Origin of the sequence: Enterobacter cloacae complex sp. P17RS (genome assembly GCF_014895885.1) — a bacterium.
Lineage (GTDB): Bacteria > Pseudomonadota > Gammaproteobacteria > Enterobacterales > Enterobacteriaceae > Enterobacter > Enterobacter bugandensis.
This window is the reverse complement of the sequence record NZ_JADBQK010000021.1, coordinates 76,345-101,353: the sequence shown is the minus strand read 5'-3', so window position 1 is coordinate 101,353 and position 25,009 is coordinate 76,345. Positions and strand designations below refer to the sequence as shown.

Annotated in this window: 21 protein-coding genes; 9 read left to right on the top strand and 12 right to left on the bottom strand. The window is 53.5% G+C overall.

What is annotated here, in order from left to right:
- Window positions 1-205: 205 nt before the first annotated feature.
- The gene (locus tag IM265_RS16125) at window positions 206-1,600 is read left to right on the top strand and encodes a hypothetical protein (protein ID WP_226839459.1); all 1,395 of its coding nucleotides are present in this window, start codon (window positions 206-208) and stop codon (window positions 1,598-1,600) included.
- A gap of 48 nt (window positions 1,601-1,648) precedes the next feature.
- Here the strand turns inward: IM265_RS16125 and IM265_RS16120 are convergent, their stop codons facing one another.
- Together IM265_RS16120 and IM265_RS16115 are read right to left on the bottom strand one after the other, a co-directional pair.
- Window positions 1,649-2,440, bottom strand: a complete 792-nt coding sequence (locus IM265_RS16120; RefSeq protein WP_193030256.1) for a DUF2950 family protein — start codon at window positions 2,438-2,440, stop codon at window positions 1,649-1,651.
- A gap of 10 nt (window positions 2,441-2,450) precedes the next feature.
- A complete protein-coding gene (locus tag IM265_RS16115) occupies window positions 2,451-4,004 on the bottom strand; it encodes a DUF3300 domain-containing protein (RefSeq protein WP_193030258.1) in 1,554 nt (517 codons plus the stop codon).
- Between the two features lie 893 nt (window positions 4,005-4,897).
- Here IM265_RS16115 and acnB point away from each other — a divergent pair.
- Entirely contained in the window at window positions 4,898-7,495 is a 2,598-nt protein-coding gene (gene acnB / locus IM265_RS16110; protein WP_048338844.1) for a bifunctional aconitate hydratase 2/2-methylisocitrate dehydratase, read from the top strand.
- A gap of 190 nt (window positions 7,496-7,685) precedes the next feature.
- On the top strand, window positions 7,686-8,048 hold the full coding sequence (gene yacL / locus IM265_RS16105) for a protein YacL (RefSeq protein ID WP_041911228.1): 363 nt from the start codon (window positions 7,686-7,688) through the stop codon (window positions 8,046-8,048).
- A gap of 31 nt (window positions 8,049-8,079) precedes the next feature.
- Here yacL and speD read toward each other — a convergent pair whose 3' ends face one another.
- The 3 genes from speD to IM265_RS16090 all read right to left on the bottom strand — a co-directional run bounded on the left by speD (window position 8,080) and on the right by IM265_RS16090 (window position 10,207).
- Window positions 8,080-8,874, bottom strand: coding sequence for an adenosylmethionine decarboxylase (gene speD, locus IM265_RS16100; RefSeq protein ID WP_028015535.1), 795 nt, complete (start codon window positions 8,872-8,874; stop codon window positions 8,080-8,082).
- A complete protein-coding gene (speE, locus tag IM265_RS16095; RefSeq protein WP_193030260.1) occupies window positions 8,875-9,744 on the bottom strand; it encodes a polyamine aminopropyltransferase in 870 nt (289 codons plus the stop codon).
- A gap of 115 nt (window positions 9,745-9,859) precedes the next feature.
- Window positions 9,860-10,207, bottom strand: coding sequence for a YacC family pilotin-like protein (locus tag IM265_RS16090; RefSeq protein WP_014882582.1), 348 nt, complete (start codon window positions 10,205-10,207; stop codon window positions 9,860-9,862).
- Between the two features lie 145 nt (window positions 10,208-10,352).
- On the opposite strand from IM265_RS16090, the gene cueO reads away from it, so the two are divergent.
- Window positions 10,353-11,912: a multicopper oxidase CueO gene (cueO, locus tag IM265_RS16085; protein ID WP_193030262.1), complete on the top strand. Its 1,560-nt coding sequence runs from the start codon at window positions 10,353-10,355 to the stop codon at window positions 11,910-11,912.
- Window positions 11,913-11,986: 74 nt separating this feature from the next.
- Here cueO and IM265_RS16080 read toward each other — a convergent pair whose 3' ends face one another.
- Window positions 11,987-14,377 (bottom strand): glucose/quinate/shikimate family membrane-bound PQQ-dependent dehydrogenase, encoded by a 2,391-nt coding sequence (locus IM265_RS16080; RefSeq protein ID WP_193030265.1) that lies wholly within the window; start codon window positions 14,375-14,377, stop codon window positions 11,987-11,989.
- Between the two features lie 208 nt (window positions 14,378-14,585).
- Here IM265_RS16080 and hpt point away from each other — a divergent pair, with 208 nt between their 5' ends.
- The gene (gene hpt, locus IM265_RS16075) at window positions 14,586-15,122 is read left to right on the top strand and encodes a hypoxanthine phosphoribosyltransferase (protein WP_193030267.1); all 537 of its coding nucleotides are present in this window, start codon (window positions 14,586-14,588) and stop codon (window positions 15,120-15,122) included.
- 61 nt (window positions 15,123-15,183) lie between these two features.
- On the opposite strand, the gene can is transcribed toward hpt, so the two are convergent.
- On the bottom strand, window positions 15,184-15,846 hold the full coding sequence (can, locus tag IM265_RS16070) for a carbonate dehydratase (protein ID WP_014882586.1): 663 nt from the start codon (window positions 15,844-15,846) through the stop codon (window positions 15,184-15,186).
- 107 nt (window positions 15,847-15,953) lie between these two features.
- Between can and IM265_RS16065 the strand changes: the two genes are divergently transcribed.
- The 4 genes from IM265_RS16065 to IM265_RS16050 all read left to right on the top strand — a co-directional run bounded on the left by IM265_RS16065 (window position 15,954) and on the right by IM265_RS16050 (window position 19,503).
- A complete protein-coding gene (locus tag IM265_RS16065) occupies window positions 15,954-16,880 on the top strand; it encodes an ABC transporter ATP-binding protein (protein WP_028015540.1) in 927 nt (308 codons plus the stop codon).
- Window positions 16,877-17,647: an ABC transporter permease gene (locus IM265_RS16060; RefSeq protein WP_023334536.1), complete on the top strand. Its 771-nt coding sequence runs from the start codon at window positions 16,877-16,879 to the stop codon at window positions 17,645-17,647. Before IM265_RS16065 ends, IM265_RS16060 begins: the two co-directional genes overlap by 4 nt.
- Window positions 17,648-17,751: 104 nt before the next feature.
- Complete coding sequence (locus IM265_RS16055; protein WP_028015541.1) at window positions 17,752-18,192, top strand: PTS sugar transporter subunit IIA; 441 nt, start codon at window positions 17,752-17,754, stop codon at window positions 18,190-18,192.
- Window positions 18,193-18,255: 63 nt separating this feature from the next.
- Entirely contained in the window at window positions 18,256-19,503 is a 1,248-nt protein-coding gene (locus IM265_RS16050) for a polysaccharide deacetylase family protein (RefSeq protein WP_047367341.1), read from the top strand.
- 1 nt (window position 19,504) lies between these two features.
- On the opposite strand, the gene IM265_RS16045 is transcribed toward IM265_RS16050, so the two are convergent.
- The 5 genes from IM265_RS16045 to IM265_RS16025 are packed head-to-tail and all read right to left on the bottom strand — an operon-like array spanning window position 19,505 to window position 25,006.
- Entirely contained in the window at window positions 19,505-20,587 is a 1,083-nt protein-coding gene (locus IM265_RS16045; RefSeq protein ID WP_193030268.1) for a fimbrial protein StkG, read from the bottom strand.
- 34 nt (window positions 20,588-20,621) lie between these two features.
- Complete coding sequence (locus IM265_RS16040; RefSeq protein ID WP_074147958.1) at window positions 20,622-21,224, bottom strand: fimbrial-like protein; 603 nt, start codon at window positions 21,222-21,224, stop codon at window positions 20,622-20,624.
- Window positions 21,225-21,253: 29 nt separating this feature from the next.
- Window positions 21,254-21,811 carry a fimbrial protein gene (locus IM265_RS16035; RefSeq protein ID WP_047367344.1) on the bottom strand — a complete coding sequence of 186 codons (558 nt, stop codon included), beginning with the start codon at window positions 21,809-21,811 and terminating at the stop codon, window positions 21,254-21,256.
- 23 nt (window positions 21,812-21,834) lie between these two features.
- The gene (locus IM265_RS16030) at window positions 21,835-22,413 is read right to left on the bottom strand and encodes a fimbrial protein (RefSeq protein WP_047367345.1); all 579 of its coding nucleotides are present in this window, start codon (window positions 22,411-22,413) and stop codon (window positions 21,835-21,837) included.
- Between the two features lie 13 nt (window positions 22,414-22,426).
- Entirely contained in the window at window positions 22,427-25,006 is a 2,580-nt protein-coding gene (locus IM265_RS16025; protein ID WP_193030269.1) for an outer membrane usher protein, read from the bottom strand.
- Window positions 25,007-25,009: the final 3 nt, after the last annotated feature.

The window sequence follows — 25,009 nt, the reverse complement described above, 5'->3', positions numbered from 1 at the left end:
AATACTATATAATAAAATATTCCCCTCTTCATTTAACGGTAATTTGTTAGGTAAATGTTTTAGAGTTCAATATTGATTATTATTATATAAAATTCATATCAATATCGTTTGGAAAAATATTCTAAAAATTGATTTAGCGGTTTGACATAATATTTAAAGGGTATATAACTATTTCGAAGGTATATTTTCAATAAAAGGATGTATTATGAATAGTTATGTTTCAATATCTGATATTCGTGATTTAAAAGTTATGGGAGCCAGAACGCAATTAGGAAATGCTTGGGCAAGTTCAACACACAAACTGATTGCGCTTGATAAAGAGACTCTACTGCCCGTGAGCGTTGATTGGTGGTATGAGGATGAATCCACACCTCGCCATACTGGCCCCATTTTTACCGATACACGTCCCGACGTGCGACTGCTGGCAAACTCTGATATCTATCGTCTGGGTGACGTTATTAATATCAGCAATATTGGTGGTTCAGGTGGCGCATTGGCCGCTATTAAAAATGATGGTGTTGTTGAAGCGTGGGGTGTGCCAGAAAGCGGTGGTACTTCTCCGACCAGCGATCGTAATCATAATGTTAGGGCTATTTACGGTGGGCGAGAAATTTCTGCCGCCATTAACTCTAATGGACAGGTTTTTACCTGGTCTGTTGATGGTAATAATCCTCTGCCGGATCACATTGCAGCACTGACCGACATAGTAGCTATTAAAGTAGCTGAATATGGGTATGATAGCGGAAGCAATTCTTATCTTGCGTTGCGGGCTAACAATCAGGTAGTACAGTGGACAGACGGTGCGCCTCGTGAAGATTTTCCGAAAGATATTGCTGAACGCAAGGATTTCGTCGCTATCCAGACTACGGAATATGCCTTTGCAGGAATCACCCAAAATGGTCACGTGATCGCATGGGGGGATGGTGCATACGGAGGCGAGTTGCCGATTCATTTAAAAGAAGTTAACGATGTTATCGCATTACACAGTAATACTGGTACATTTGTGGCGCTCAGGGCTACAGGCAATATTTTTGCATGGGGAAGTGCTAAATACGGTGCTGATATACCAGACAATATAGCAAACCTGTCGGACATTGTTTCTATACATAGCACTGATACAACTTTCATTGCTTTGAGAAAAAATGGTAGTGTGGTTTTTTGGGGACAATCGTATTACTTAAGCGAGCTGCCACAAGAAATTGCGTGTCTGACTAATATTATCGATGTTCAGGCTGCTATTAATGGCAGCTATGCATTTTTAACATCAGATGGAGACGTATACTGCTGGGGGCATGTCGCTAATCGTATGCCCCAAAATGTAACAAATGTAGTTTCTCTGACAGGCGGTGCCTGGAATGCATTTGCGGCGCTTCGTCGTGATGGCACTGTATTAGCCTGGGGAGATAAATACGAAGGCGGAGATACTACCCCGGTAGCTCATGAATTATACAACATTCGCGCTATCTATTCGTGTGGCTATCGCTTTATCGCGTTGCGTGATGATGATCAAGTCTTTGAGTGGGGCGTAGAGGCAAGAACCGACATTTCAAAAATGCCGGCAAATTTACAAGGCAATATCACCTATAGCTTCGTTAAATAAAATTTGAATTAAAAGTGACCGCTGCCCAGCACTTTCGCCGGGCAGTGATTAAGGCGTTACCTTTTGCCAGGGATTTTCTGATGTAAACTGCCCGATTGCCTGCACTGCATCTTCCGTTTCCTTTCCAAGATCTCGCTGATAGACTCGATCGTCCTGGTTAATTACAAAGCTCATGACGCCTGTCTGACCATAGCTGACAGGCCACGCCACCATCGCGAAACCGTGATTATCTGGCAGGATGCGGAAGCGATAGCCATGGTAACCCGCGCCTGGCTCTTTAGGGCTAAATGCCGGGCCAAGCGGGCTTGGCGCTTCGCCGGGCGAGACGGGCCAGTACAGACCGTCCTTTTTCCCCTCAGAACTGACAATCTTCTGCGCGTATTTCTGGTTCATCGCAAAATAGCTTTGCTGCGCATCCACGTAGGCATGCAGAGCTTCAATGGCGGCAAGTTCGTTGCGCCCAATTTCGCGGGTCAGGATCTCCTCGGCGCCTTCTTTGATGTCAAACTGCCAGCCGGAGGCGGTTTTGATCACCGGAATGGGAAGTTGCCAGCCGCTGTCTCCGACAACCAGATGCGCTTTATCGCCTTCGACAATGGTGTTATGACGGACTTTCCAGTCGCGCAGAAAGCGATCGACTGCGTCAGGATCAACGCCTTCAGGGGGCAGGAAGTCGCGCCAGTTCTCACCGAGCAGGTTGCTCATCGCGCTTTCGTTTTGATCGCGGATGGCGCTTTCCAGCGCATTGGTAGCCTGTTCTGGTGAGCTGAAGGATTGCTGCGCCATGACGGTCGCCGAGACCATGAACAACACCATTCCACTGAGTAATTTACGTTTCATGTCGGCTCCCTTAGCGATGACGGAATTCACGGTGTTCAGCACGTCCAGCCGCTGCCGGGCGTAGCTGCTGCTGACGAGCGGCGAGGTGTCTGCTTTGCGCCCCACGCTGCTGCTGCGCCTGCCAGTTGGCGGAACGGCTGTCGTTGCCGCTCAGTGCATTGGCCCGGAGCTGACCGTTTCGCTGCTGAAGAGCGCGTTGCTGCGCAGGTTGTGAAACCCGTTTCTCCTGTCTCTGGCTTGCTGCCTGACGATTTTCTCGCTGCTGCGTGGATGCCCGCTTTGCCGTCTGCGGTTTGGTGTCGTAGCCACGGTAGTTATTTCGCTGGGAAATCTGCTTCAGCTGTTCACTTGAGGCCTGACGCTGCAGATCTTTCGTGCCGGGACGTGCCGTTTGGGGAAAGGTTTTACCCGTGGATTTCTCCATCTGGCTCAGGGCAGCCTGACGCTGGCTATCCCGGTTAACCGGTTTTTGCTGGGTTGAGCTTAGCCCGGTCGCCGTGCTGGTGGAGTGGAAACGGGTGTTGAGCTGGTTCGTAGGATAGGGCACACCTTCCCGATAGGCCGGGTTGTGCTGCCAGGTACGGTTGGCGTCCGTCAGACGCTGTCCGCTGATTTTATTGAAGTTCTCAACGTTGATATTGATGTTGTTATCACCGTTGCGGCTATACCCGCTGTGGTTATCCCAGTCACCGTCATGATGGTGGTCCCAGTCATCGTCGTCATCCCAGTCGATATTGCTGAAAATGGCATAGGTAGTGGCGACACCCAGGCTGAAACCTAAGCCGTTGACGAAGCTGTTACCAAACTGCTCCCCGGGTGACGGCGGGAGATAGGTTGGCGGATAGGCGGTATTAGGCCAGGTCCCGTAAACCGTATTGGGATTATAGGTGGGAACATAAACGACCTGCGGATCGGCAGATTCGATTTTGATCACCGTCGGGGCCGGTGCGGACGTGGTGGTTGACGTTGACTCGGTGGTGCTGGTTTTTGCCGGTGCGGGTTTCGTTACCGTGGTGACCGTCTGCTGAGGCGTAGATTGCAAGGCGCCGGTCTTCTGCGCCAGCGCGCGCAGGCGTTGAACGGAATCCATTACATCTTTCGGCTGCGCGAGAAACGCATCGCCCAGATTTTGTACCCACGGCGGATTCTCTCCCATCAGCGACATAAGCTGAGGAAACGCGACCAGGGATTTTACGCTGGGATCCCAGGGCTGGCTGGCAACGGCCTGAATCGCGGCGTCCCCTTCCATTTTGGGGTTGTCTTTGGACCACTGCGCCGCTTGAACCACGTTGGCCGGGTAGGTCGAGGCCATCAAGATTTGTGACAGCAGAGCATCCGGGTAGAGCGCGATGGGGGCAACCCACTGATCGATTTGCGCGGCAGTGTAGGTTGGCGCGACGACAGGGGCCGGCTGGGCTGCGGTAGGCGCTGACGGTGGTTGCGCGACGGGGGCTGGCGCAACGGGTTCCGTTGCACGACTTTTGACAAACATGACGCCTGAGGCGGCAAACAGCCCGGCACTGCACAGAAGGACAAGCAGATGTGGCTTAAAGGGCAACTTCATAAAATGACTCCAACGAGACAGGCGCTGTGCCGTGAGGCGTTACGGTTGGCGTGAGTATTATTCACCCGTCTTTTACTGTTTTGACTTTTATTGGGAAGCGTCCGGTACGTCCGGATAAAGAGTGTGAGTATTTATTACACAATTATATGCGATGCGGGAAAAGGCGCCGGGAATTCAGAAGGCCGCTCTTACGAGCGGCCAGCAGCTAGTTGCCGAGGTTGACGACAAACAGCACCGTGATGTCGGATATGTTCCAGCCACCGTGCAGCGCGGTAAGCAGTAAACCAATTGCAACGATCAGCGCAGTGATTCGCATCTCCATTGCGTGCGTTCCTGTACAGGCTACGCGGGTTCCTTCTTCACCGGAAAAGGCAGAACTAGGCAAATGAGTACATTGCCGCGTAGGTTACGGAACTGCTTCCGGGCCCGGTGACTGGTTGCTACACCAGCGAAGCAGGCCGGGGGCAACAGTATTACAGCCGAAATTGACTGAAAAGAGGTGAAATGCAGTTTCATCCTTTTACATTCGAAACTGGATGGCGGCTCGTAAACACAAAACATGTGCTTGCGGATCTGCATACTCAGGAGCATTATTCATGCCGAGTGCATTGCCGCAAATCTGCCAACCCGGTGTGCTACCACCGCAAGGCAACAAAATAACCGCTATCAGGCGGTTTTTTTGTCCCCAAAATTCACCTCTCCTCCCCGCTACACCATGCTTAACGATTCAGCAAACTTTTTAATGTTGCTTTTTTGTAAACGGATTAACACTGTGCAGAAATCCTGCTATGCTGCCCGACGCGGTATCGGGCATTTACCCTACAAACTGCTGTCTCACAGGAGCGTGAAGAGAACGCCCGCCGCATATGACAATGAGAGCGAGGAGAACCGTCGTGCTAGAAGAATACCGTAAGCACGTAGCAGAACGTGCCGCCGAGGGAATTGTACCCAAACCTTTAGATGCAACCCAAATGGCCGCGCTCGTCGAGCTGCTGAAGAACCCGCCTAAGGGCGAAGAAGAATTCCTGTTAGATCTGTTGATCAACCGCGTACCGCCTGGCGTAGATGAAGCTGCCTACGTAAAAGCCGGATTCCTTGCTGCTATCGCCAAAGGCGAAGCCACCTCCCCACTGGTTACTCCTGAAAAAGCCATTGAACTGCTCGGCACCATGCAGGGTGGTTACAACATTCATCCGCTGATTGACGCGCTGGATAACGACAAGCTGGCACCGATTGCCGCTAAAGCGCTCTCTTCCACGCTGCTGATGTTCGATAACTTCTACGACGTAGAAGAAAAAGCCAAAGCGGGCAACGTCTATGCGAAGCAGGTGATGCAGTCCTGGGCCGATGCCGAATGGTTCCTGAACCGCCCTGCGCTGGCGGAAAAAATTACCGTGACCGTCTTTAAGGTGACCGGTGAAACCAACACCGATGACCTGTCTCCGGCACCGGACGCGTGGTCTCGTCCTGATATCCCGCTGCACGCCCTGGCGATGCTGAAAAACGCCCGTGAAGGCATTGAGCCGGATCAGCCGGGCGTGGTGGGCCCGATCAAACAGATCGAAGCGCTGCAACAAAAAGGTTTCCCGCTGGCCTACGTCGGTGACGTTGTGGGTACCGGCTCTTCCCGTAAGTCCGCCACCAACTCCGTACTGTGGTTCATGGGCGACGATATTCCGCACGTGCCGAACAAGCGCGGCGGCGGTCTGTGCCTCGGCGGCAAAATTGCGCCAATCTTCTTCAACACCATGGAAGATGCGGGCGCGCTGCCGATCGAAGTGGATGTTTCTAACCTGAACATGGGCGACGTGATTGACGTCTACCCGTATAAAGGCGAAGTGCGCAACCATGAAACCAACGAGCTGCTGGCAAGCTTCGAACTGAAAACCGACGTGCTGATTGACGAAGTGCGTGCCGGTGGCCGTATTCCGCTGATCATCGGGCGCGGCCTGACCACCAAAGCGCGTGAAGCGCTGGGTCTGCCGCACTCCGACGTTTTCCGTCACGCGAAAGACGTGGCAGAAAGCAACCGCGGCTTCTCGCTGGCACAGAAAATGGTGGGTCGCGCGTGCGGCGTCGCCGGTATTCGCCCTGGCGCATACTGCGAGCCGAAGATGACCTCCGTGGGCTCTCAGGACACCACTGGCCCAATGACCCGTGATGAACTGAAAGACCTGGCGTGCCTGGGCTTCTCTTCTGACCTGGTGATGCAGTCCTTCTGCCACACGGCGGCCTATCCGAAGCCGGTTGACGTGACCACGCACCACACGCTGCCAGACTTCATCATGAACCGCGGCGGCGTGTCACTGCGTCCAGGTGACGGCGTCATCCACTCCTGGCTGAACCGCATGCTGCTGCCGGATACCGTGGGTACCGGCGGTGACTCCCATACCCGTTTCCCAATCGGTATCTCCTTCCCGGCGGGCTCCGGCCTGGTGGCGTTTGCTGCAGCGACCGGCGTAATGCCGCTGGACATGCCTGAATCCGTGCTGGTGCGCTTCAAGGGCAAAATGCAGCCGGGCATCACTCTGCGCGACCTGGTTCACGCGATCCCGCTGTATGCCATCAAACAGGGCCTGCTGACCGTTGAGAAGAAAGGCAAGAAAAACATCTTCTCTGGCCGCATTCTTGAAATTGAAGGGCTGCCGGATCTGAAAGTGGAGCAGGCGTTCGAGCTGACCGACGCCTCCGCCGAGCGTTCTGCGGCAGGCTGTACCATCAAGCTGAACAAAGAGCCGATCATTGAGTATCTGACCTCCAACATCGTGCTGCTGAAGTGGATGATCGCAGAAGGCTACGGCGATCGTCGTACGCTGGAGCGTCGTATTCAGGGCATGGAGAAATGGCTGGCGGATCCGCAACTGCTGGAAGCTGACGCAGACGCAGAGTACGCGGCGGTGATCGACATCGATCTGGCGGATATTAAAGAGCCAATCCTGTGTGCGCCGAACGATCCGGACGATGCGCGTCTGCTCTCTGACGTGCAGGGCGATAAGATCGACGAAGTGTTCATCGGCTCCTGTATGACCAACATCGGCCACTTCCGCGCCGCCGGTAAGCTGCTGGATACCCACAAAGGCCAGCTGCCGACCCGCCTGTGGGTGGCACCGCCAACCCGTATGGACGCGGCTCAGTTGACCGAAGAGGGTTACTACAGCGTGTTCGGTAAGAGCGGAGCGCGTATCGAAATCCCTGGCTGCTCCCTGTGTATGGGTAACCAGGCGCGCGTAGCCGACGGTGCGACGGTGGTTTCCACCTCTACCCGTAACTTCCCGAACCGTTTAGGTACTGGTGCGAACGTCTACCTGGCCTCTGCGGAGCTGGCGGCGGTTGCGGCGCTGATTGGCAAACTGCCAACGCCGGAAGAGTACCAGACCTTCGTGGCGCAGGTGGATAAGACGGCGGTGGATACCTATCGCTATCTGAACTTCGACCAGCTTTCTCAGTACACCGAGAAGGCTGACGGGGTGATCTTCCAGACGGCGGTATAATCAGCAAAACCGTCTCTACGAGACGGTTTTTAGTATTTGCACCCTCTCCCGTGGGAGAGGGACGGGGTGAGGGCATCAGGCCGCAGGGTCTTGCTCTCACCTTTTTATTTTCATTCCTCCCAACTCTCCCGCTTTTTTTCTTTCCCTCTGCTGCGATAATTACCCTAATGGCTTTGCAGAGGAAAACGCTATGGATTACGAATTTCTGCGCGACATCACCGGTGTGGTGAAAGTGCGCATGTCGATGGGGCACGAAGCCGTTGGACACTGGTTTAACGAAGAGGTGAAAGAAAATCTCGCCCTTCTTGATGAAGTCGAACAGGCGGCAAATACGGTGAAAGGCAGTGAACGCTCCTGGCAACGTGCCGGGCATGAGTACACCCTGTGGATGGATGGCGAAGAGGTGATGGTGCGCGCCAACCAGCTTGAGTTTTCAGGGGATGAGATGGAAGAGGGGATGAGCTACTACGACGAAGAGAGCCTGTCGCTGTGCGGCGTGGAAGACTTCCTGCAGGTAGTGAATGCCTATCGTGAGTTCATGAAACAGAAGTAACTCCCCGAAGCGTCCCTGCTCCGGGCAACACTTACACGGCCGGAATATTGCGGCCGTAGTAGATTTCGCGCATCTCTTTCCAGAGCAGGTCGGTGATGACCTTGCGCTCTTCTTCACTTAAATCTTCCGGCTTCGTGTGGAACATGTAGTGCTTAAGGTCGAACTCCTTAAGCATCATCTTGGTATGGAAGATGTTTTCCTGGTACACGTTCACGTCCATCATGTCATACAGCGATTTCATGTCCTCGGACATAAAGTTCTGAATGGAGTTGATCTCGTGGTCGATGAAGTGCTTCATGCCGTTGATATCACGGGTAAAACCGCGCACGCGATAATCAATCGTGACGATGTCCGATTCCAGCTGGTGGATTAAATAATTCAGCGCGTTCAGCGGGGAAATCACGCCACAGGTCGACACTTCAATATCCGCGCGGAAAGTGCACAGCCCGCCTTCCGGGTGGCTTTCCGGGTAGGTGTGAACGCAGATATGGCTTTTGTCGAGGTGGGCGACGACCACTTCCGGCAGCGGACCCGGGTGTTCAGTTTTGTCGATAAGCTGCGGGTCGACCGGCTCTTCGCTGACCAGAATGGTGACGCTGGCACCCTGGGGCTCATAATCCTGTCGTGCGATGTTCAGAATATTGGCACCGATGATCGAGCAGGTTTCTGACAGGATCTCGGTCAGACGGTTGGCGTTGTAGAGTTCATCGATATAGGCGATGTAACCATCGCGTTCTTCCGCTGTTTTGGCATAGCAGATATCGTAAATACAAAAACTCAGGCTTTTAGTCAGGTTGTTAAAGCCATGTAGTTTAAGCTTTTTCAATTAGCTCACCCCCTTAGTGGATAATGCGTCTTGCAGGTACTGCGGCAGAGCAAACGCTGCGGTATGAATAGCCGGATTGTAGTAGCGGCACGTGAGCCCGGCCTGATGGAAGCGGGCCAGGATAATTTCGGTAGAGAGATGACGCAGCACGTCGTTATCCGTTGCCCATGCAAAGGTCATGATCCCGCCGTAGTACGTCGGAATTGCCGCCTGATAGAAGCTGACGTCACCGAAATAGGTGCTGAGCTTGCGATGGCTGTCGAGCGCTTCGTCCTGCTGCAGGAAGCAGACACCGTTTTGTGCGACGAAGATCCCGCCCGGGTTCAGGCAGCGCTTGCAGCCTTCGTAGAACGAGGAAGTAAACAGCGACGCGCCAGGGCCGATGGGGTCGGTACAGTCAGAGATAATCACGTCGAAGGTCTGCGTGGTCTGGTTAACAAAGTTAACGCCGTCGTCGATAACCAGATTAAAGCGCGGATCGTCATAGCTGCCGGCATTATGGTTGGGCAGGTACTGGCGGCAGAAAGAGACCACGCCCGCATCGATCTCAACCATGGTGATGGTTTCAATGGAACGATGACGTGAAACCTCGCGCAGCATTGCGCCGTCGCCGCCGCCGATAATCAGAACATGCTTCGCGTGTCCGTGGGCCAGCAGCGGAACGTGGGTCATCATCTCATGATAGATAAACTCGTCGCGCTCGGTCGTTTGCACAACGCCATCCAGGGCCATCACGCGGCCAAAGGCGGCGTTTTCGAAGATGATCAGATCCTGGTGATCCGTTTTCTCATGATAGAGCACGTTATCAACGGCAAAGTACTGACCAAACTGGTCATGCAGTGTTTCATGCCACAACGTGTGGTCGGCCATACGCGGACTCCTCCTTTGTTAACATCCGTAACGCTCACAAAAAATGAGCGAAACATGATAGCTAACTATAACCGTGGTTGCACGGGTATAGGTTGAACAGAGGGCGTCGGGAAGGTTATTTCACGTAGGCGAGCAGGCTGAGCGAATCGCGGGCCAGCGCTTTGCATTTTTTAGCCGTGGGAATGCCAATACCGCTCAAGTCACGGTAGCTGTCTTCACCGAGCGCCTTCATGTCAAAGCTGTCGTAATTGCTGAGATCCCACTGGTTCTGCTGGGCGAAAAAGACCAGCGCGCGGCGAATTTGCCCGTTGGGTAAATTCTGGTAGCCACAATCATTTTTCAGGAATACAAAAACCGCCGTTAAATCGGCCATATCTTCCGCTTCATTTTCACTGAGCGCATAGCTGTTCGCACACATTGCCATCAGGCTTCCGAACAAAATTGTCCTGAAAAACGTCTTCATTGCTTCTACCACTTCTTCACGGAAAATTAACGTTAGCACACTTGATGCCAGTGCGACGATCTTTATTATTGCCGCTTTACTTGACCTTCCGGTAAGGGGAGGGTTTATGCTCAAAAGATCGCCTGCTGGAAATAAGGAAATGAACATGCAACGTCGTGATTTTTTAAAATATTCCGCTGTGCTGGGTGTTGCCAGCGCATTACCACTCTGGAGCCGCGCGGTTTTTGCGGCTGAAAGGCCTGCCTTACCCATTCCTGACTTACTGACCGCAAACGCCCGTAGCCGTATTCAGCTTGTTGTTCAGGCCGGTAAAACCTCCTTCGGTGGGCACAGCGCCACAACCTGGGGCTACAACGGCAATCTGCTCGGCCCGGCGCTTCAGTTACGCAAAGGGAAAGCGGTGACGGTGGATATCCACAATACGCTTGCCGAGGAGACCACGCTGCACTGGCACGGGCTGGAAGTCCCGGGCGAAGTGGATGGTGGTCCCCAGGGTGTTATCAAGCCTGGGGGGAAACGCAGCGTAACCTTTACCCCTGACCAGCGGGCGGCAACCTGCTGGTTCCACCCGCATCAGCACGGCAAAACGGGCCATCAGGTGGCAATGGGGCTGGCCGGACTGGTGTTGATTGAGGATGACGAAAGCAGTCTCCTGCGCCTGCCAAAACAGTGGGGTATCGACGATGTGCCGGTGATTGTGCAGGACAAAAAATTCAGCGCTGATGGGCAGATTGACTACCAGCTGGACGTGATGAGCGCGGCGGTCGGCTGGTTTGGCGATACGCTGCTGGCCAACGGTGCGATCTATCCGCAGCACGCCGCCCCGAAAGGCTGGCTGCGCCTGCGCTTGCTTAACGGCTGTAACGCCCGCTCGTTGAACTTCGCCACTAGCGATAAGCGCCCGCTTTACGTGGTGGCAAGCGACGGCGGCCTGCTGCCGGAACCGGTAAAAGTGAGCGAGCTGCCGATGCTGATGGGCGAACGCTTCGAAGTGCTGGTGGACATCAGCGACGGCAAGCCGTTTGACCTGGTAACGCTGCCTGTCAGCCAGATGGGGATGGCCGTCGCGCCGTTTGATAAACCGCATCCGGTGTTGCGCATTCAGCCACTACAGATCACCGCCTCCGGCACGCTGCCGGACACCTTAGCCACGCTGCCTGCGCTCCCGTCGCTGGATGGGCTCACGCAGCGTAAGCTTCAGCTCTCCATGGACCCGATGCTCGACATGATGGGCATGCAGGCGCTGATGAAAAAGTATGGCAATCAGGCCATGGCGGGAATGCACCACGGCCAGATGATGGGCCACATGAATATGGACCACGGCAAAATGGGCGGTATGGATCACGGCGGTCACGGGTTCGATTTCCACAACGCCAACAAGATCAACGGCAAAGCGTTCGATATGAACACGCCGATGTTTGCCGCCACGAAGGGGCAGTTTGAGCGCTGGGTGGTTTCAGGTGAAGGGGACATGATGCTGCACCCGTTCCATATCCACGGCACGCAGTTCCGTATTCTGTCTGAGAACGGTAAAGCGCCGGAAGCGCATCGAGCAGGCTGGAAAGATACGGTGAGAGTGGAAGGCGGCGTCAGCGAGGTGCTGGTGAAGTTCGACCACGAAGCGCCTGAAGAGTTTGCCTATATGGCGCACTGTCATCTGCTGGAGCATGAAGATACGGGGATGATGCTCGGTTTTACCGTATAAAAAAAACCGGGTGGCGGCTTCGCCTTACCCGGCCTGCATTGCTAAAAACGGCAACTTTCGTTGCCGTTTTGCTTTTATTTGCCTTCGTCCGGCAATGCATACGCGACAATATAGTCGCCCATCTTCGTACCAAACGAACCGTGACCACCCGCAGAAATGACAACGTACTGCTTGCCATTCACTTCATAGGTCATCGGCGTTGCCTGTCCACCGGCCGGCAGACGGCCTTGCCACAGTTTTTCACCGTTGGTCATGTTATACGCGCGCAGGTAGTTATCTGCGGTTGCCGCGATGAACAGCACGTTACCGGCTGTGGAGATTGGACCACCCAGCATTGGCATACCCATATTGAACGGCACTGGAACCGGCATCGGGAACGGCATGCTGTCCTGTGGGGTACCAATACGTTTTTTCCAGACGATCTGGTTGGTTTTCAGATCCAGACCGGAGATGTAACCCCAGGCTGGCTGTTTACACGGCAGACCAAACGGAGACAGGAACGGGTTCAGGGTAACGCCAAACGGTACGCCATACTGCGGCTGGATACCGGCTTCGGTCCCGCTGCCTTTCGCGTCTTTCGGCTGCTCCATCGGGTTACCCGGACCGCGTGGGATCAGACGGGAAACGAACGGCAGCGCCATTGGGTTGGCAATCGCCACCTGACGGTTAGGGTCGACGGAAATACCGCCCCACTCAAACATTCCCAGGTTGCCCGGGAAGACCAGCGTACCCTGCTCAGACGGCGGCGTGAAGATGCCCTCATAGCGCAGCTGATGGAACATCACGCGGCACACCAGCTGGTCAAACATGGTGGCACCCCACATGTCTGCACCGCTGAGGTCTTTCTTCGGACGGAAGCTCAGGTCAGAGAACGGCTGGGTTTTGCTGACGTAATCGCCTTTGGCCGCACCCTGCGGAACCGGTTTTTCCGGGGCAGGCACAACCAGCTTACCGTTGCTGCGATCCAGCACGAAGATGTTGCCGGTTTTAGCCGGAGCGTAAATGACCGGCACGGTTTTACCGTTAACGGTAATGTCCGCCAGCGTCGGCTGGGACGGCATATCCATATCCCACAGATCGTGGTGAACGGTCTGATAGCTCCACGCCAGCTTACCGGTGGTTGCGTTCAGCGCCAGGATAGCGCTCGCATAACGTTCCTGCTCCGGCGTGCGGTTACCGCCCCAGATATCCGGCGTGGATACGCCCATCGGCAGGTAGACCAGGTCCAGCTTCGCGTCATACGCGGCTGGTGCCCAGGAGTTCGGCGAGTTGAAGGTAAAGGTGTGCTCGTCAGACGGGATCGCGTTTGGTTCTTTCGCGCCCGGGTCGAAAGCCCACAGCAGTTTACCGGTGTTCACGTCGAAACCACGGATAACGCCGGAGGTTTCACGCGTAGAGAAGTTATCCGTTACCGAACCGGCAATCACGATGGTTTTATCGGTGATGATTGGCGGGGAGGTTGGCTCATACAGACCCGGCGTGGTGTCCGGCATGTTGGTCTGCAGGTTCAGAATGCCTTTGTTGGCGAAGGTTTCGCACAGCTTGCCGGTCTCAGCGTTGATGGCAAACAGACGGCCATCGTTCACCGGCAGCATAATGCGGCGAGGACAGTCGGCAATGACTTCCGGGCTGGCATTATCGGCGCGCGCTTCGTGGTAAGAGACGCCGCGGCAGGTGACATGCTGGAAGGACGGGTTGGAGTTCAGCTGTGGATCAAAGTGCCATTTCTCTTTACCGGTAGCCGCATCGAGCGCGAACAGACGCTGGTGCGCCGTACACAGGTAGAGCATATCGCCGACTTTAATTGGCGTCACTTCATTGGTCAGTTCACCCGGATCGTTCGGCATTTTCAGGTCGCCGGTACGGAATACCCAGGCTTCTTTCAGGTTCTTAACGTTGTCCGCGTTGATCTGCTTCAGCGGGGAGTAACGTTGACCTTCCTGGCTACGGCCATAAGCTGGCCAGTCACCGTCAGCGACCTGCGAGATAGCTGCCGCAGGCGTGGACTCCGCGTTCAGCGTACCGTTGATCTCCTGCGGGTCGTTAAAGCCAGCCCAGGTGAGAATGCCGCCGCTGATTAACAGCGCCACCAGCAGGGCTGCAACGGCACCGCTGGAAGGGACAATCAGGCGGCGCCAGACAAACGGCAGGATCAGCCAGATACCGAAGAAGACCAGGATGTCGCTGCGCGGCGTCAGGGCCCAGAAATCGAAACCGACTTCCCAGATGCCCCAGATCATGGTGGCAAGAAGGAGGGCGGCATACAGCCACAGTGCGGATTGTTTTCTACGCCAGAGCAGGACGGTTACGCCAAGCATAACCAGGCCCGCAATCGGGTAGTACCAGGAGCCGCCGATCGCGACCAGCCAGACGCCACCGATTAACAGGTACAGGCCGCAGAAGGCGGCGAATAGCGCTGTTAGTGTCACCAGTAGACGCGGCTGTTTAGTGTTTGTTTCAGCCATAGAAAGTGTACTCGTCAGTTTTTGTTAATAATTTGCTAGCAACTAATTATAGGTGTTAACAAGTGTGATCGGAATCACAATATTTGCTTTTTATAACTCATACGCCAGGCTTATCCATTTACTGATATAATGGCTGGCTTGCGTATCGATGCCGGAGCAAGATTCATCCGCATTGAAAGATTTTCATCAAAATCATTTGGTTAGTAATATGAAACATACTGTTGAAGTGATGATCCCGGAAGCCGAGATCAAAGCGCGTATCGCCGTACTGGGTCGTCAAATCACCGAGCATTACAAGGACAGCGGCAGCGAAATGGTGCTGGTTGGTCTGCTGCGCGGTTCTTTCATGTTCATGGCAGACCTGTGCCGTGAAGTGCAGGTACCGCACGAGGTCGATTTTATGACCGCTTCCAGCTACGGCAGCGGCATGTCCACAACCCGTGATGTGAAAATCCTGAAAGATCTGGATGAAGATATTCGTGGCAAAGATGTGTTGATCGTTGAGGACATTATCGACTCCGGCAACACCCTTTCAAAGGTGCGCGAGATCCTGAGCCTGCGCGAGCCGAAATCGCTGGCGATTTGTACGCTGCTGGATAAACCGGAGCGTCGTGAAGTGCAGGTGCCGGTGGAGTTTGTCGGTTTCTCCATCCCGGACGAGTTCGTGGTGGGTTATGGCATTGATTACGCGCAGCGTTATCGTCATCTGCCGTATGTTGGGAAAGTGGTATTGCTGGACGAGTAATTGCGGGCTGATGCCCTCACTCCGACCCTCTCCCACGGGGAGAGGGCGAAAACCCCCGGCTTTATTTATGGTTCACATGCTTAAGCTTGAGGTTGGCAATCCCCGAACGGTAACGCTGCTCCAGCGTTTCGCGATTGGTGGCGGTGACTTCCAGATTGCGCAGCAGGCCATCGTGAATACCGTACGCCCAGCCGTGGATTGATACCTTCTGCCCGCGTTTCCACGCCGACTGCATGATGGTCGAATGCCCAAGGTTATATACCTGCTCCATCACGTTCAGCTCGCACAGCGTGTCCATGCGTCGCTCCTGCGGCATTTCGCCGAGCAGTGAACTATGTTTGAACCAGATATCGCGGATGTGCAGCAGCCAGTTATCAATTAAACCCAGTTCCGGGTTTTCAACCGCCGCCTGCACGCCGCCGCAGCCGTAGTGGCCGCAAATAATGATGTGCTCGACTTCCAGGACGTCAACGGCATATTGAACCACGGAAAGGCAGTTGAGATCGGTATGAATCACCAGGTTGGCGACGTTGCGGTGAACAAACAGTTCGCCGGGCTCAAGGCCGGTCAGGCGCTCGGCAGGTACGCGGCTGTCTGAACAGCCAATCCAGAGAAAGCGCGGGTTCTGGGCTTGTGCGAGTTTTCCAAAAAATCCGGGGTCTTCCTCCACCAGCATTTTTGACCATAGTGCATTGTTGCTAATGAGTGTATCTATGTCGTTCATGGAGGTTAGCGACCTGTAACCAAGTAATTGCGTTGCGCTACTATAGGGTAACCCGACTTTTAATGAAACCACACAACGTGTGTAAGAACTGAAGGTAAGTTAAATTCATGGCAATTGCACTGGAGCTTGAGCAGCTTAAAAAAACCTATCCGGGTGGCGTTCAGGCGCTACGCGGGATAGACCTAAAAGTAGAGGCTGGGGATTTTTACGCGCTTCTGGGGCCGAACGGGGCGGGGAAATCCACCACCATCGGGATCATCAGCTCGCTGGTGAATAAAACGTCCGGACGGGTGAGCGTCTTTGGTTACGACCTGCAAAAAGATGTGGTAAACGCCAAGCGCCAGCTGGGGCTGGTACCGCAGGAGTTCAACTTCAACCCGTTTGAGACGGTGCAGCAGATTGTCGTTAACCAGGCGGGTTATTACGGCGTTGAGCGTAAAGAGGCGCTTGAGCGTAGCGAAAAGTACCTGAAACAGCTCGATTTGTGGGAAAAGCGTAACGAACGTGCGCGGATGTTGTCCGGAGGGATGAAGCGCCGCCTGATGATTGCCCGTGCGCTGATGCACGAGCCGAAGCTGCTGATCCTTGATGAACCCACCGCAGGCGTGGATATCGAACTGCGTCGTTCTATGTGGGGTTTCCTAAAGGATCTTAATGACAAAGGCACCACCATCATTTTGACCACCCACTACCTTGAAGAAGCAGAGATGCTATGCCGCAACATCGGCATCATTCAGCACGGCGAGCTGGTGGAGAACACCTCGATGAAGGATCTGCTCTCCAAGCTGAAATCCGAAACGTTTATTCTCGATCTGGCGGCAAAAAGCCCGCTACCGAAGCTTGAAGGGTACCAGTATCGCCTGGTTGATACCTCAACGCTGGAAGTGGAAGTGCTGCGCGAGCAGGGGATCAACAGCGTGTTCTCCCAGCTGAGCGCGCAGGGGATTCAGGTTTTAAGCATGCGTAACAAAGCGAACCGACTGGAAGAGCTGTTTGTCTCTCTGGTGCAGGATAAACAAGGAGACAAGGCATGACGCATCTTTATTGGGTCGCGCTGAAAAGTATCTGGGCGAAAGAGATTAACCGCTTTATGCGTATCTGGGTGCAAACCCTGGTACCGCCGGTCATCACCATGACGCTCTATTTCATCATCTTTGGCAACCTGATTGGTTCCCGCATTGGTGAGATGCACGGTTTTACCTATATGCAGTTTATCGTGCCGGGCCTGATTATGATGGCGGTGATCACCAACGCCTACGCAAACGTGGCCTCGTCGTTCTTCAGCGCTAAGTTCCAACGCAATATTGAAGAGCTGCTGGTGGCGCCGGTGCCAACGCACGTCATCATAGCCGGTTACGTGGGCGGCGGCGTGGCGCGCGGGCTGTGCGTGGGCATCCTGGTGACGGCGATTTCGCTGTTCTTCGTGCCGTTCCAGGTACACTCGTGGCTGTTCGTGGCGCTGACTCTGCTGCTGACGGCAATTCTGTTCTCGCTGGCCGGTCTGCTGAATGCGGTGTTCGCTAAAACGTTTGACGACATCAGCCTGATCCCGACCTTTGTGCTGACGCCGCTGACCTATCTCGGCGGGGTGTTCTACTCCCTGACGCTGCTGCCGCCGTTCTGGCAGGCACTGTCGCATCTGAACCCGATCGTCTACATGATCAGCGGCTTCCGCTTTGGCTTCCTCGGCATTACCGATGTTCCGCTGTTTACCACGGTGGCGGTGCTGGTGGTATTCATCATCGCCTTCTACCTGCTGTGCTGGTATCTGATCCAGCGCGGGCGCGGTCTGCGTAGTTAACCCTCTGCCCGGCGACGCTCTGGTTGCCGGGCACTTTCTTTGACGGTTATCACCGTAAGCAAACCTTCACTCCGCTAAACTACTTGCCTGCTAAGGAGAGAGTTATGCTCGGATGGGTGATCACCTGCCACGATGAACGAGCGCAGGACATGCTGGATACGCTTGAGGCCAAATTTGGCCCGCTGGCGCAATGCCGGGTGGTTAACTACTGGCGCGGGTTGAGCACCAACATGCTCAGCCGGATGATGTGCGATGCCCTGCATGAAACGGATACCGGTGATGGGGTGATTTTTCTTACCGATAAATCCGGCGCGGCGCCTTACCGCGCGGCCGCTTTGCTGAGCCACAAGCATGATAATTGTGAAGTGATCTCCGGTATCAGCCTGCCTTTACTCGAAGCCCTCTATCCGCTTCGCGCCTCATTGAGCAGCGCAGAGTTTCGGCACGCTATCGTGGCGGAGGGCCAGCCGGAGGTGAGCAGCCTGTGGCACCAGCAGCAGAAAAACCCGCCTTTCGTTCTGCTTCACGATCTGTATAAGCATTAAACATTGGTATTGATGTCGCTTTTGCTACAATGGCGACTGATTTCCCGTGTCGATTTATATCCTATGTTCATGCGCGTGTTCTTTCTCCTTTTGCTGCTGGTTTCCGGCGGGGCGTCTGCCAGCCTGATAAGTCAGCAAGGGCTTCCTGCTCAATATATGCAAACCACTGAGGATGCTGCCATCTGGGCTCAGGTAGGTAACTCTGTGGTTAATGTGGGCAATATTCGCGCAGGGCAGATCATCGCGGTCTTTCCCGCGGCGGCGGATTATTACGAATTTCGCTTCGGGTTCGGTACCGGCTTTATTGATAAAGACCACCTTGAGAAAGTGCAGGGTAAGCAACGCGTTGAGGACAGCCTGGGCGACCTGAACAAGCCGCTCAGTAACCAGAACCTCATCACCTGGAAAGATACGCCCGTCTATAACGCGCCCAGCAGCGGAAGCGCGCCCTTTGGTACTCTGAGCGCCAACCTGCGTTATCCCATTCTGAACAAACTTAAAGACCGTCTGAATCAGACCTGGTATCAGATCCGCATCGGCAACCGCCTGGCGTGGATAAGCAGCCTGGACGCGCAGGAAGATAACGGCATTCCGGTTCTGACCTATCACCATATCCTGCGCGATGAGGAGAACACCCGTTTTCGTCATACCTCCACCACCACCAGCGTGCGCGCGTTCAGCAACCAGATGACCTGGCTTCGCGACCAGGGGTACACCACGCTGACGATGTATCAGCTGGAAGGCTACGTGCGCAACAAGATGAACCTGCCCGCGAAGGCGGTGGTGATTACCTTTGACGACGGCCTGAAGTCGGTGAGCCGTTACGCGTATCCTGTGCTGAAAGAGTATGGCTTCAACGCGACGGCGTTTATCATTTCGTCACGTATTAAAGGCCATCCGCAGAAGTGGGATCCGAAATCGCTGCAGTTTATGAGCGTTCAGGAAATCAAAGGCATTCAGGATGTGTTCGACATTCAGTCGCACACTCACTTCCTGCACCGCGTGGACGGGTATAAACACCCGATCTTACTGAGCCGCAGCTATCACGTGATCCTGTTTGATTTTGAGCGTTCTCGTCGCGCGCTGTCACAGTTCAACCCGCGTGTGCTCTACCTTTCTTATCCCTTTGGCGGCTATGACAATAAGGCGATCAAGGCGGCGAATGATGCCGGTTTCCATCTGGCCGTGACCACGGTGAAGGGTAAGGTGAAGCCGGGGGATAATCCGTTCTTACTCAAACGACTCTATATTTTAAGAACGGATTCGCTGGAGACGATGTCGCGGCTGATCAGCAATCAGCCGCAGGGATAAGCTATTCGTAGGTAATCTGCAACGTGCCGATGGCGCTGAACGTTCCTGAAGTGACTTTTTCTGTACCAGATTTAACCAACTGAGCCGTGAGAGACTCGCTAAATGACGGGATGATAGTGTTCCCTTTTGTCGAATAGTTGTTAGTTGAATTAGGCACCGCCAGGCTGTTGTCCGGCCACTTCAGCAACACGCCCACGCCTTTTGCCGCATTCGACGATGCGGTGTTCGCGAGTAAAGAGCCATCAGTCCCGGTTGTCTTGCTGGTGGTCAACTTCATCGTAATTTTGCGAGTGTTGGTGCAATTCCCTGACACGGTAGCAGAGACTTTTTGCGTGTTATCGTTCTCGACATCGGAAACATCATACTCCCCCAGATCTACGCTTTTAGGAGCCGTAAGAGTGCAGGTCGGTTTTTCAACAGGAACATTGAAGGCCATATCGGGTATCGTGATTAACGGACGTGGATGGTCACTTTCATCTGAGCTCCAGGGGTTACCTACGACAATATTGCCAATATTCCCGGCCACTGGACCAATCTGTGTGACGCTTGCGGGCACGCCAGCATATGAGGGTAATTGATAAAATTCCATACGGGCATACCACCATACTGCTTTAACCAGATCTGAATTATCCCCCTGATTGGCCGTTTCTACATAACTTCCTGTAGTCGAAGGGAAAAAGGCATTAAAAGCGTTGTTGGTCGGGTACATGGCCAGCGTATAGGCGATCCCCGTTACGTTAGTTTTAAAGAGTGCTTTTCCGTCCACGCCACCGACGACCAGTGTACTGTCCGTTTTCTGATAGACGCGCTCGCCATCTCTACCCATTGAGCACCAGGAGTAGAGGCCCGGAGTCACCTGCAAATCAATAAGGCCGCTTATTTTTGTTGGCGCGCTGACGCTCTCCAGGGGAACGATCTTGGGCTTTGCACCTTTGACATCCGAAATAGGCTGAACACTGTAACCATTAAATTTGCATTCATACAAATCGGCCGATGCAGAAAAACTTATTGCAAGAATTGACAAAGCAAGGCCTGCACCTTTTATGAAGAAATGACTTGTTCCGGCTCCTGCTATATAACACATTCAAAAATTCCTTATATCCGATGCTTGGTATATTTTAATTGTAAGTAACGCTGACCAGCACGCTTGTGGTAACTTTCCCCGCGCTGACAATCCCTGTGTCTTGATAACGGGCATAGAAATTATAATTTGTTAAATACTGGCTTTCGGTTTGGTTAGATACATCAAAAATAACATCTGACGTTCCTGACGCATTGACCACATTGGTATTGTCTTTTTCTGAGAAAATCACAACGCCGACGTTCTCTGCTCCTCCCCCGGAGGCGGGAATTTCATTGGCGAACACCTGTTGAGAGCTTCCGATAACTATCCCACTTTGAGGTTTAAACTCAAAATGCAGGGTTTTTGCCAGTCCAGATTCACTTTCCGCACAGCTTTTCAGCTGTATTTCGAAGCGAGTTCCCCCAGCTGCGTCACCGGGTTGTAGCCGTGGGCTGCCGTCGGAGTTATAAAACCAACCTTTGCCAACGATCGGTAAAATAACTTTGCCATCATTCGGAATACTTACCTGACACGTATTGTTGATGATGTTTGCCGTCATATCCATCTCCAGGCTCGAGGCAAAACCTGCTGCGGGAAACCCCAGACAGCAGGCGAGCCATAACATCGCACTTCTAAAGTTTAAGCGGGAGTGGAACATCCTGTTTAAGCTATCAGTCTTAATAAACATTATTGATAGGTCACGATAAAAGTCACAGGGGCGCTGACCGAACCAGTGGTCACGTCAGAAATGGTTTTATCTTTAGCAATAACGATGCGCGCATCCATTTCAAATTTTCCCGCCCCGTTAGACAGGTTGACAATAGAGGTTGGAGCCGTGGCGCAGTTCAGCAGGGAACCTGAGTCGACAGAACCTTTCCAGATTTCAAAACCAACGTTATGCCCGGCTGCATATGAGTTCCCATTTTTGGCATTGCCAGTACAGGACCCGCCAGCGCCCGGCGTGGCTTGAACGGAGGCATTTTTGACCCCGGCACAGTTAGTGAACGCGATTTTGAATGCCCCTGTTCGGTTCTGGCTCACCAGATCGGACTTAAATACATCGCCAAACGGCAAAATGCTAATAGGAGCCCCGCTCGCATCCTGAATCTCGGCATTACAGGTTCCGGCTTCAATGGTGGACGTAAAGGTGGCCTGAACGCTCGTCGTACCCGTAATGGCGCTTAAACAAACGGAAGGCAGGATGGCAGTCATCGCAAACACCAGTGATGTCATTTTCTTTTTCATATTAACGCTCCGTATTGCGCCAGTTATTCATAGGTGAAATTAAACGTAGCGATACCGCTAAAGTTGCCGGTCATTCCTTGCCCGCTTGCAGTTTCCACCAGCGTCGCCAGGAGTTGAACTTCGCCAGCACTTATTTCTCCGCTCGACCAGACGAGGCGCTGAGTATCAGTGGATGAATTAATGACAAAAGGGGCATCCGGAGTGGCGGTGCGGGAAATCGCCACGCCAATATTTTCTGCGCTGCCCTCACCGGAGAGTGAGTTTTTAATTGCCGTATTCAGTGGGCTGGCACTACCACTAATGGTCGTGTTCAGCTTTGTCAGACTCGAAGGGCATGAGACCATTTTGAGTTTAAAATTTGTTGTTGCTTTGGCATTTTTGAGGATGATGTAATCCAGGCGTACCTTGCCGTCGGTGCCAATGGGAATAACGTTGCTGGAGCCATCACCGCTGCCACCTTCAATTTTCATATCGCAGGTGGTGTCACGGATATTAGCGGTAAAGGTAATATCGAGATTATCGGCGTATGTTCCGAGCGACAGCGCCATCAGACTCGAACTTAATACCCATAATCCTGTTTTTTTCCCAGGTTTAAAAAGCATGCTCTAACTCCTTTTATAATACTGTGATGCGGCAGGTCTGGCCTGTCAGCAGCGTTGTTGGTCCAATCTTTTTCGCATTGGGCGGAATCTGATAGGAGACAGTACAGGATGTGCCGGACTCACTTCCCCAGACGATTTTTAACAATCCTTTATCTTCAATTCCGCGAATCCAGGCTTGCCCGGCCTGGCCTACGCTACCTACGGATACGCCTTGCTCAGTTTGAACATCGGCACCAAGCGGAATAAACCCACCGTCGTCACGCGTCAGTTCCATTAACACTGAACGCCCTTGATCGGTCTCAAAATTAACCAGCACAACGGCACCGCTACGAGGGACAGTAGTGGAACGGGTATTTTTCACTTCAACGTCAGAGCGCATATCGCTGATATCAAGACCGACGTTGTTTTCACGGTAGGCAGACAGATAGGGCATAAGGGCATAGCCTGAAGAGCCAATTTCACCGTTACCGATGGAGACTCGGGCACCTTCTGCTCCCTCAGCTTTAATCAGCGCAAGCGTATCGCTTTCGCTAATGCTGCCAGGGGCGAGTGTTATGCCACCAGAGTGCAGAATCATCCCGCCGCTATAGCTGGCGGAATATTGTCGGCTATCGTCATCGGATGCGGAGACGGAAAGACTCACCGGTCCATGCGGGCCGTTATAACTCCCGTAACCGCTTAGCTGATTTAATGTATCGTCGTTACGCGTGGTGCTTTCGGTTATGCTGTAACTGAACCGGTTATCTTCGGTGTTGCCGTTGGCGCTGGCGTTAAAACTTCCACCGCCTTTTAGATCGCTGCCGATGCCCGTGGTGAGGGACGAGAACCCGCCTGCACGCTTGCCGTTACCCATCAGCGTGTCGAAAGGAATTGTGAGGCTCAGGTAGACACTATCATCCTTTTCCCCGAACTCGTTGTAGGTGCGCTGCACGGAGAGGCTGTAACTTCCCCAGCTTAACGATTGACTGTGGCCAACCGAGTACTGCGCTGATGAGCTGCTTTCATTCCAGTAGTCCTGCCAGGTGGAGTTGACATACAGCGATCCCAAATCAAGACCGTTAAAGGCCAACGGCTGGCTGATGTTCACCTGGATCTGGTTCTTCATGCGCTGGAAAGTCTGGTACACATCGCTGTTATCACGGTCAGGGTTAAGCTCCCTGTCACGGTATTTGATCTCGTTGGTCAAGGAAGCTGCATCGCTCAGGCTGAGATAGTCAGATGTCGAAAACCGGTATGCTGCTACGTTGAAAGAGGTATTCGTGGCTTCCATGAGTTTGCTGTAGGAGATACGATAACTCTCACCCTTAAGGTGCCGTAAGCCGTCGATCCGGGCATCAGAATGCGTGACATCAAAGGCGAATGCGCCAATGCGGGTGTTCATAGCCAAACCCACCAATGCGGCGTAAAAATCGCTATCGGTGTACTCCAGACCCGCATAACCTGTGAAGGTATTGGTTAATCCATAATAGCCCGTGGCGTAACCTACCTTTGGCTTGTCACGTAGGTTATCGTCACGCAGTTCACCCACGCCGACATCCCATCGGGAGTAGCCCGGGCGCAGCATTTGCGCGACCGAGGAATACGCGACCGAGAAGGAACGTTTGCTGCCATCCGCTTCTTCTACAGTGACGATAAGATCGCTGCCATAACCCGTCGTACTGAGATCTGAGATTTCAAAGGGCCCCGGCGGGACGGAGGTTTCGTAAATCGTGTTTCCGCTCTGGGCGATCGTGACTTTGGCGTTGCTGTTTGCCACACCCCGAATCACCGGCGCATAAGTCGATATGCCATTAGGAAGCATACGATCATCGTTATATAAACGCGCCCCGCGCAGACTAATGGAATCGAAAGCATCTCCACGGGTGTAGGAATCTCCCGCGATAAATTGTGCTTTCAGCGGCGTGATATCACGCTGGAGATAAATGTCCTGGCTGGCGTAATGAGTACCGGAATCCCGATCCCAGTTCAGATTACCTCGTGCCCGGAGCCGCCACGGGCCCAGGTTTGCTCCATAGCGCAACCCTGCGTAGGCCGTATCGGTGCTGTAATCAGACGTGTCCGCGTGCCAGCCGTTAAGATCCCAGGAGAGCATCGCCGCCGGGATCCCGTCTTCCCAAAGTGAAGGATCGACAAATCCCGCCGGGCGCTGAATGACGAAAGCCTGGGGAATAGAAAGGTCCAACTCCTGTGTGGAAGGATCGTAAGCCACACGTGAGCCGGGATAGGCGTCTGACACAGAGACGCACGTATCTTCGGAATCATCTCCGGCTGGTTTAAGTTGCTCGGTTGCTACATTTGTCTGGGTGAGCAGTTTACGCGTGATGCAGGGCGTAGCGCGCGGTGTACCATTCTCCTTAAACACAAGATCCGTGGTAATGGAAGGTTTTCCGTTAATAACCACCTTCACCTTATACGTCCCGGCAAGAACAGGGTTGCCTTTTGAAAAACGGCTGACATCAATTGATGTACCGGTGTTATAAAGAAACTGATCGTTAAACTGCACGTCTTCTTCTTTATTATTTTCAGCAGCAAATGCACAAAACGGCAATACCGCACTTATCGATAAACATAGTAGTGAACGTTTAAACCGCATGAT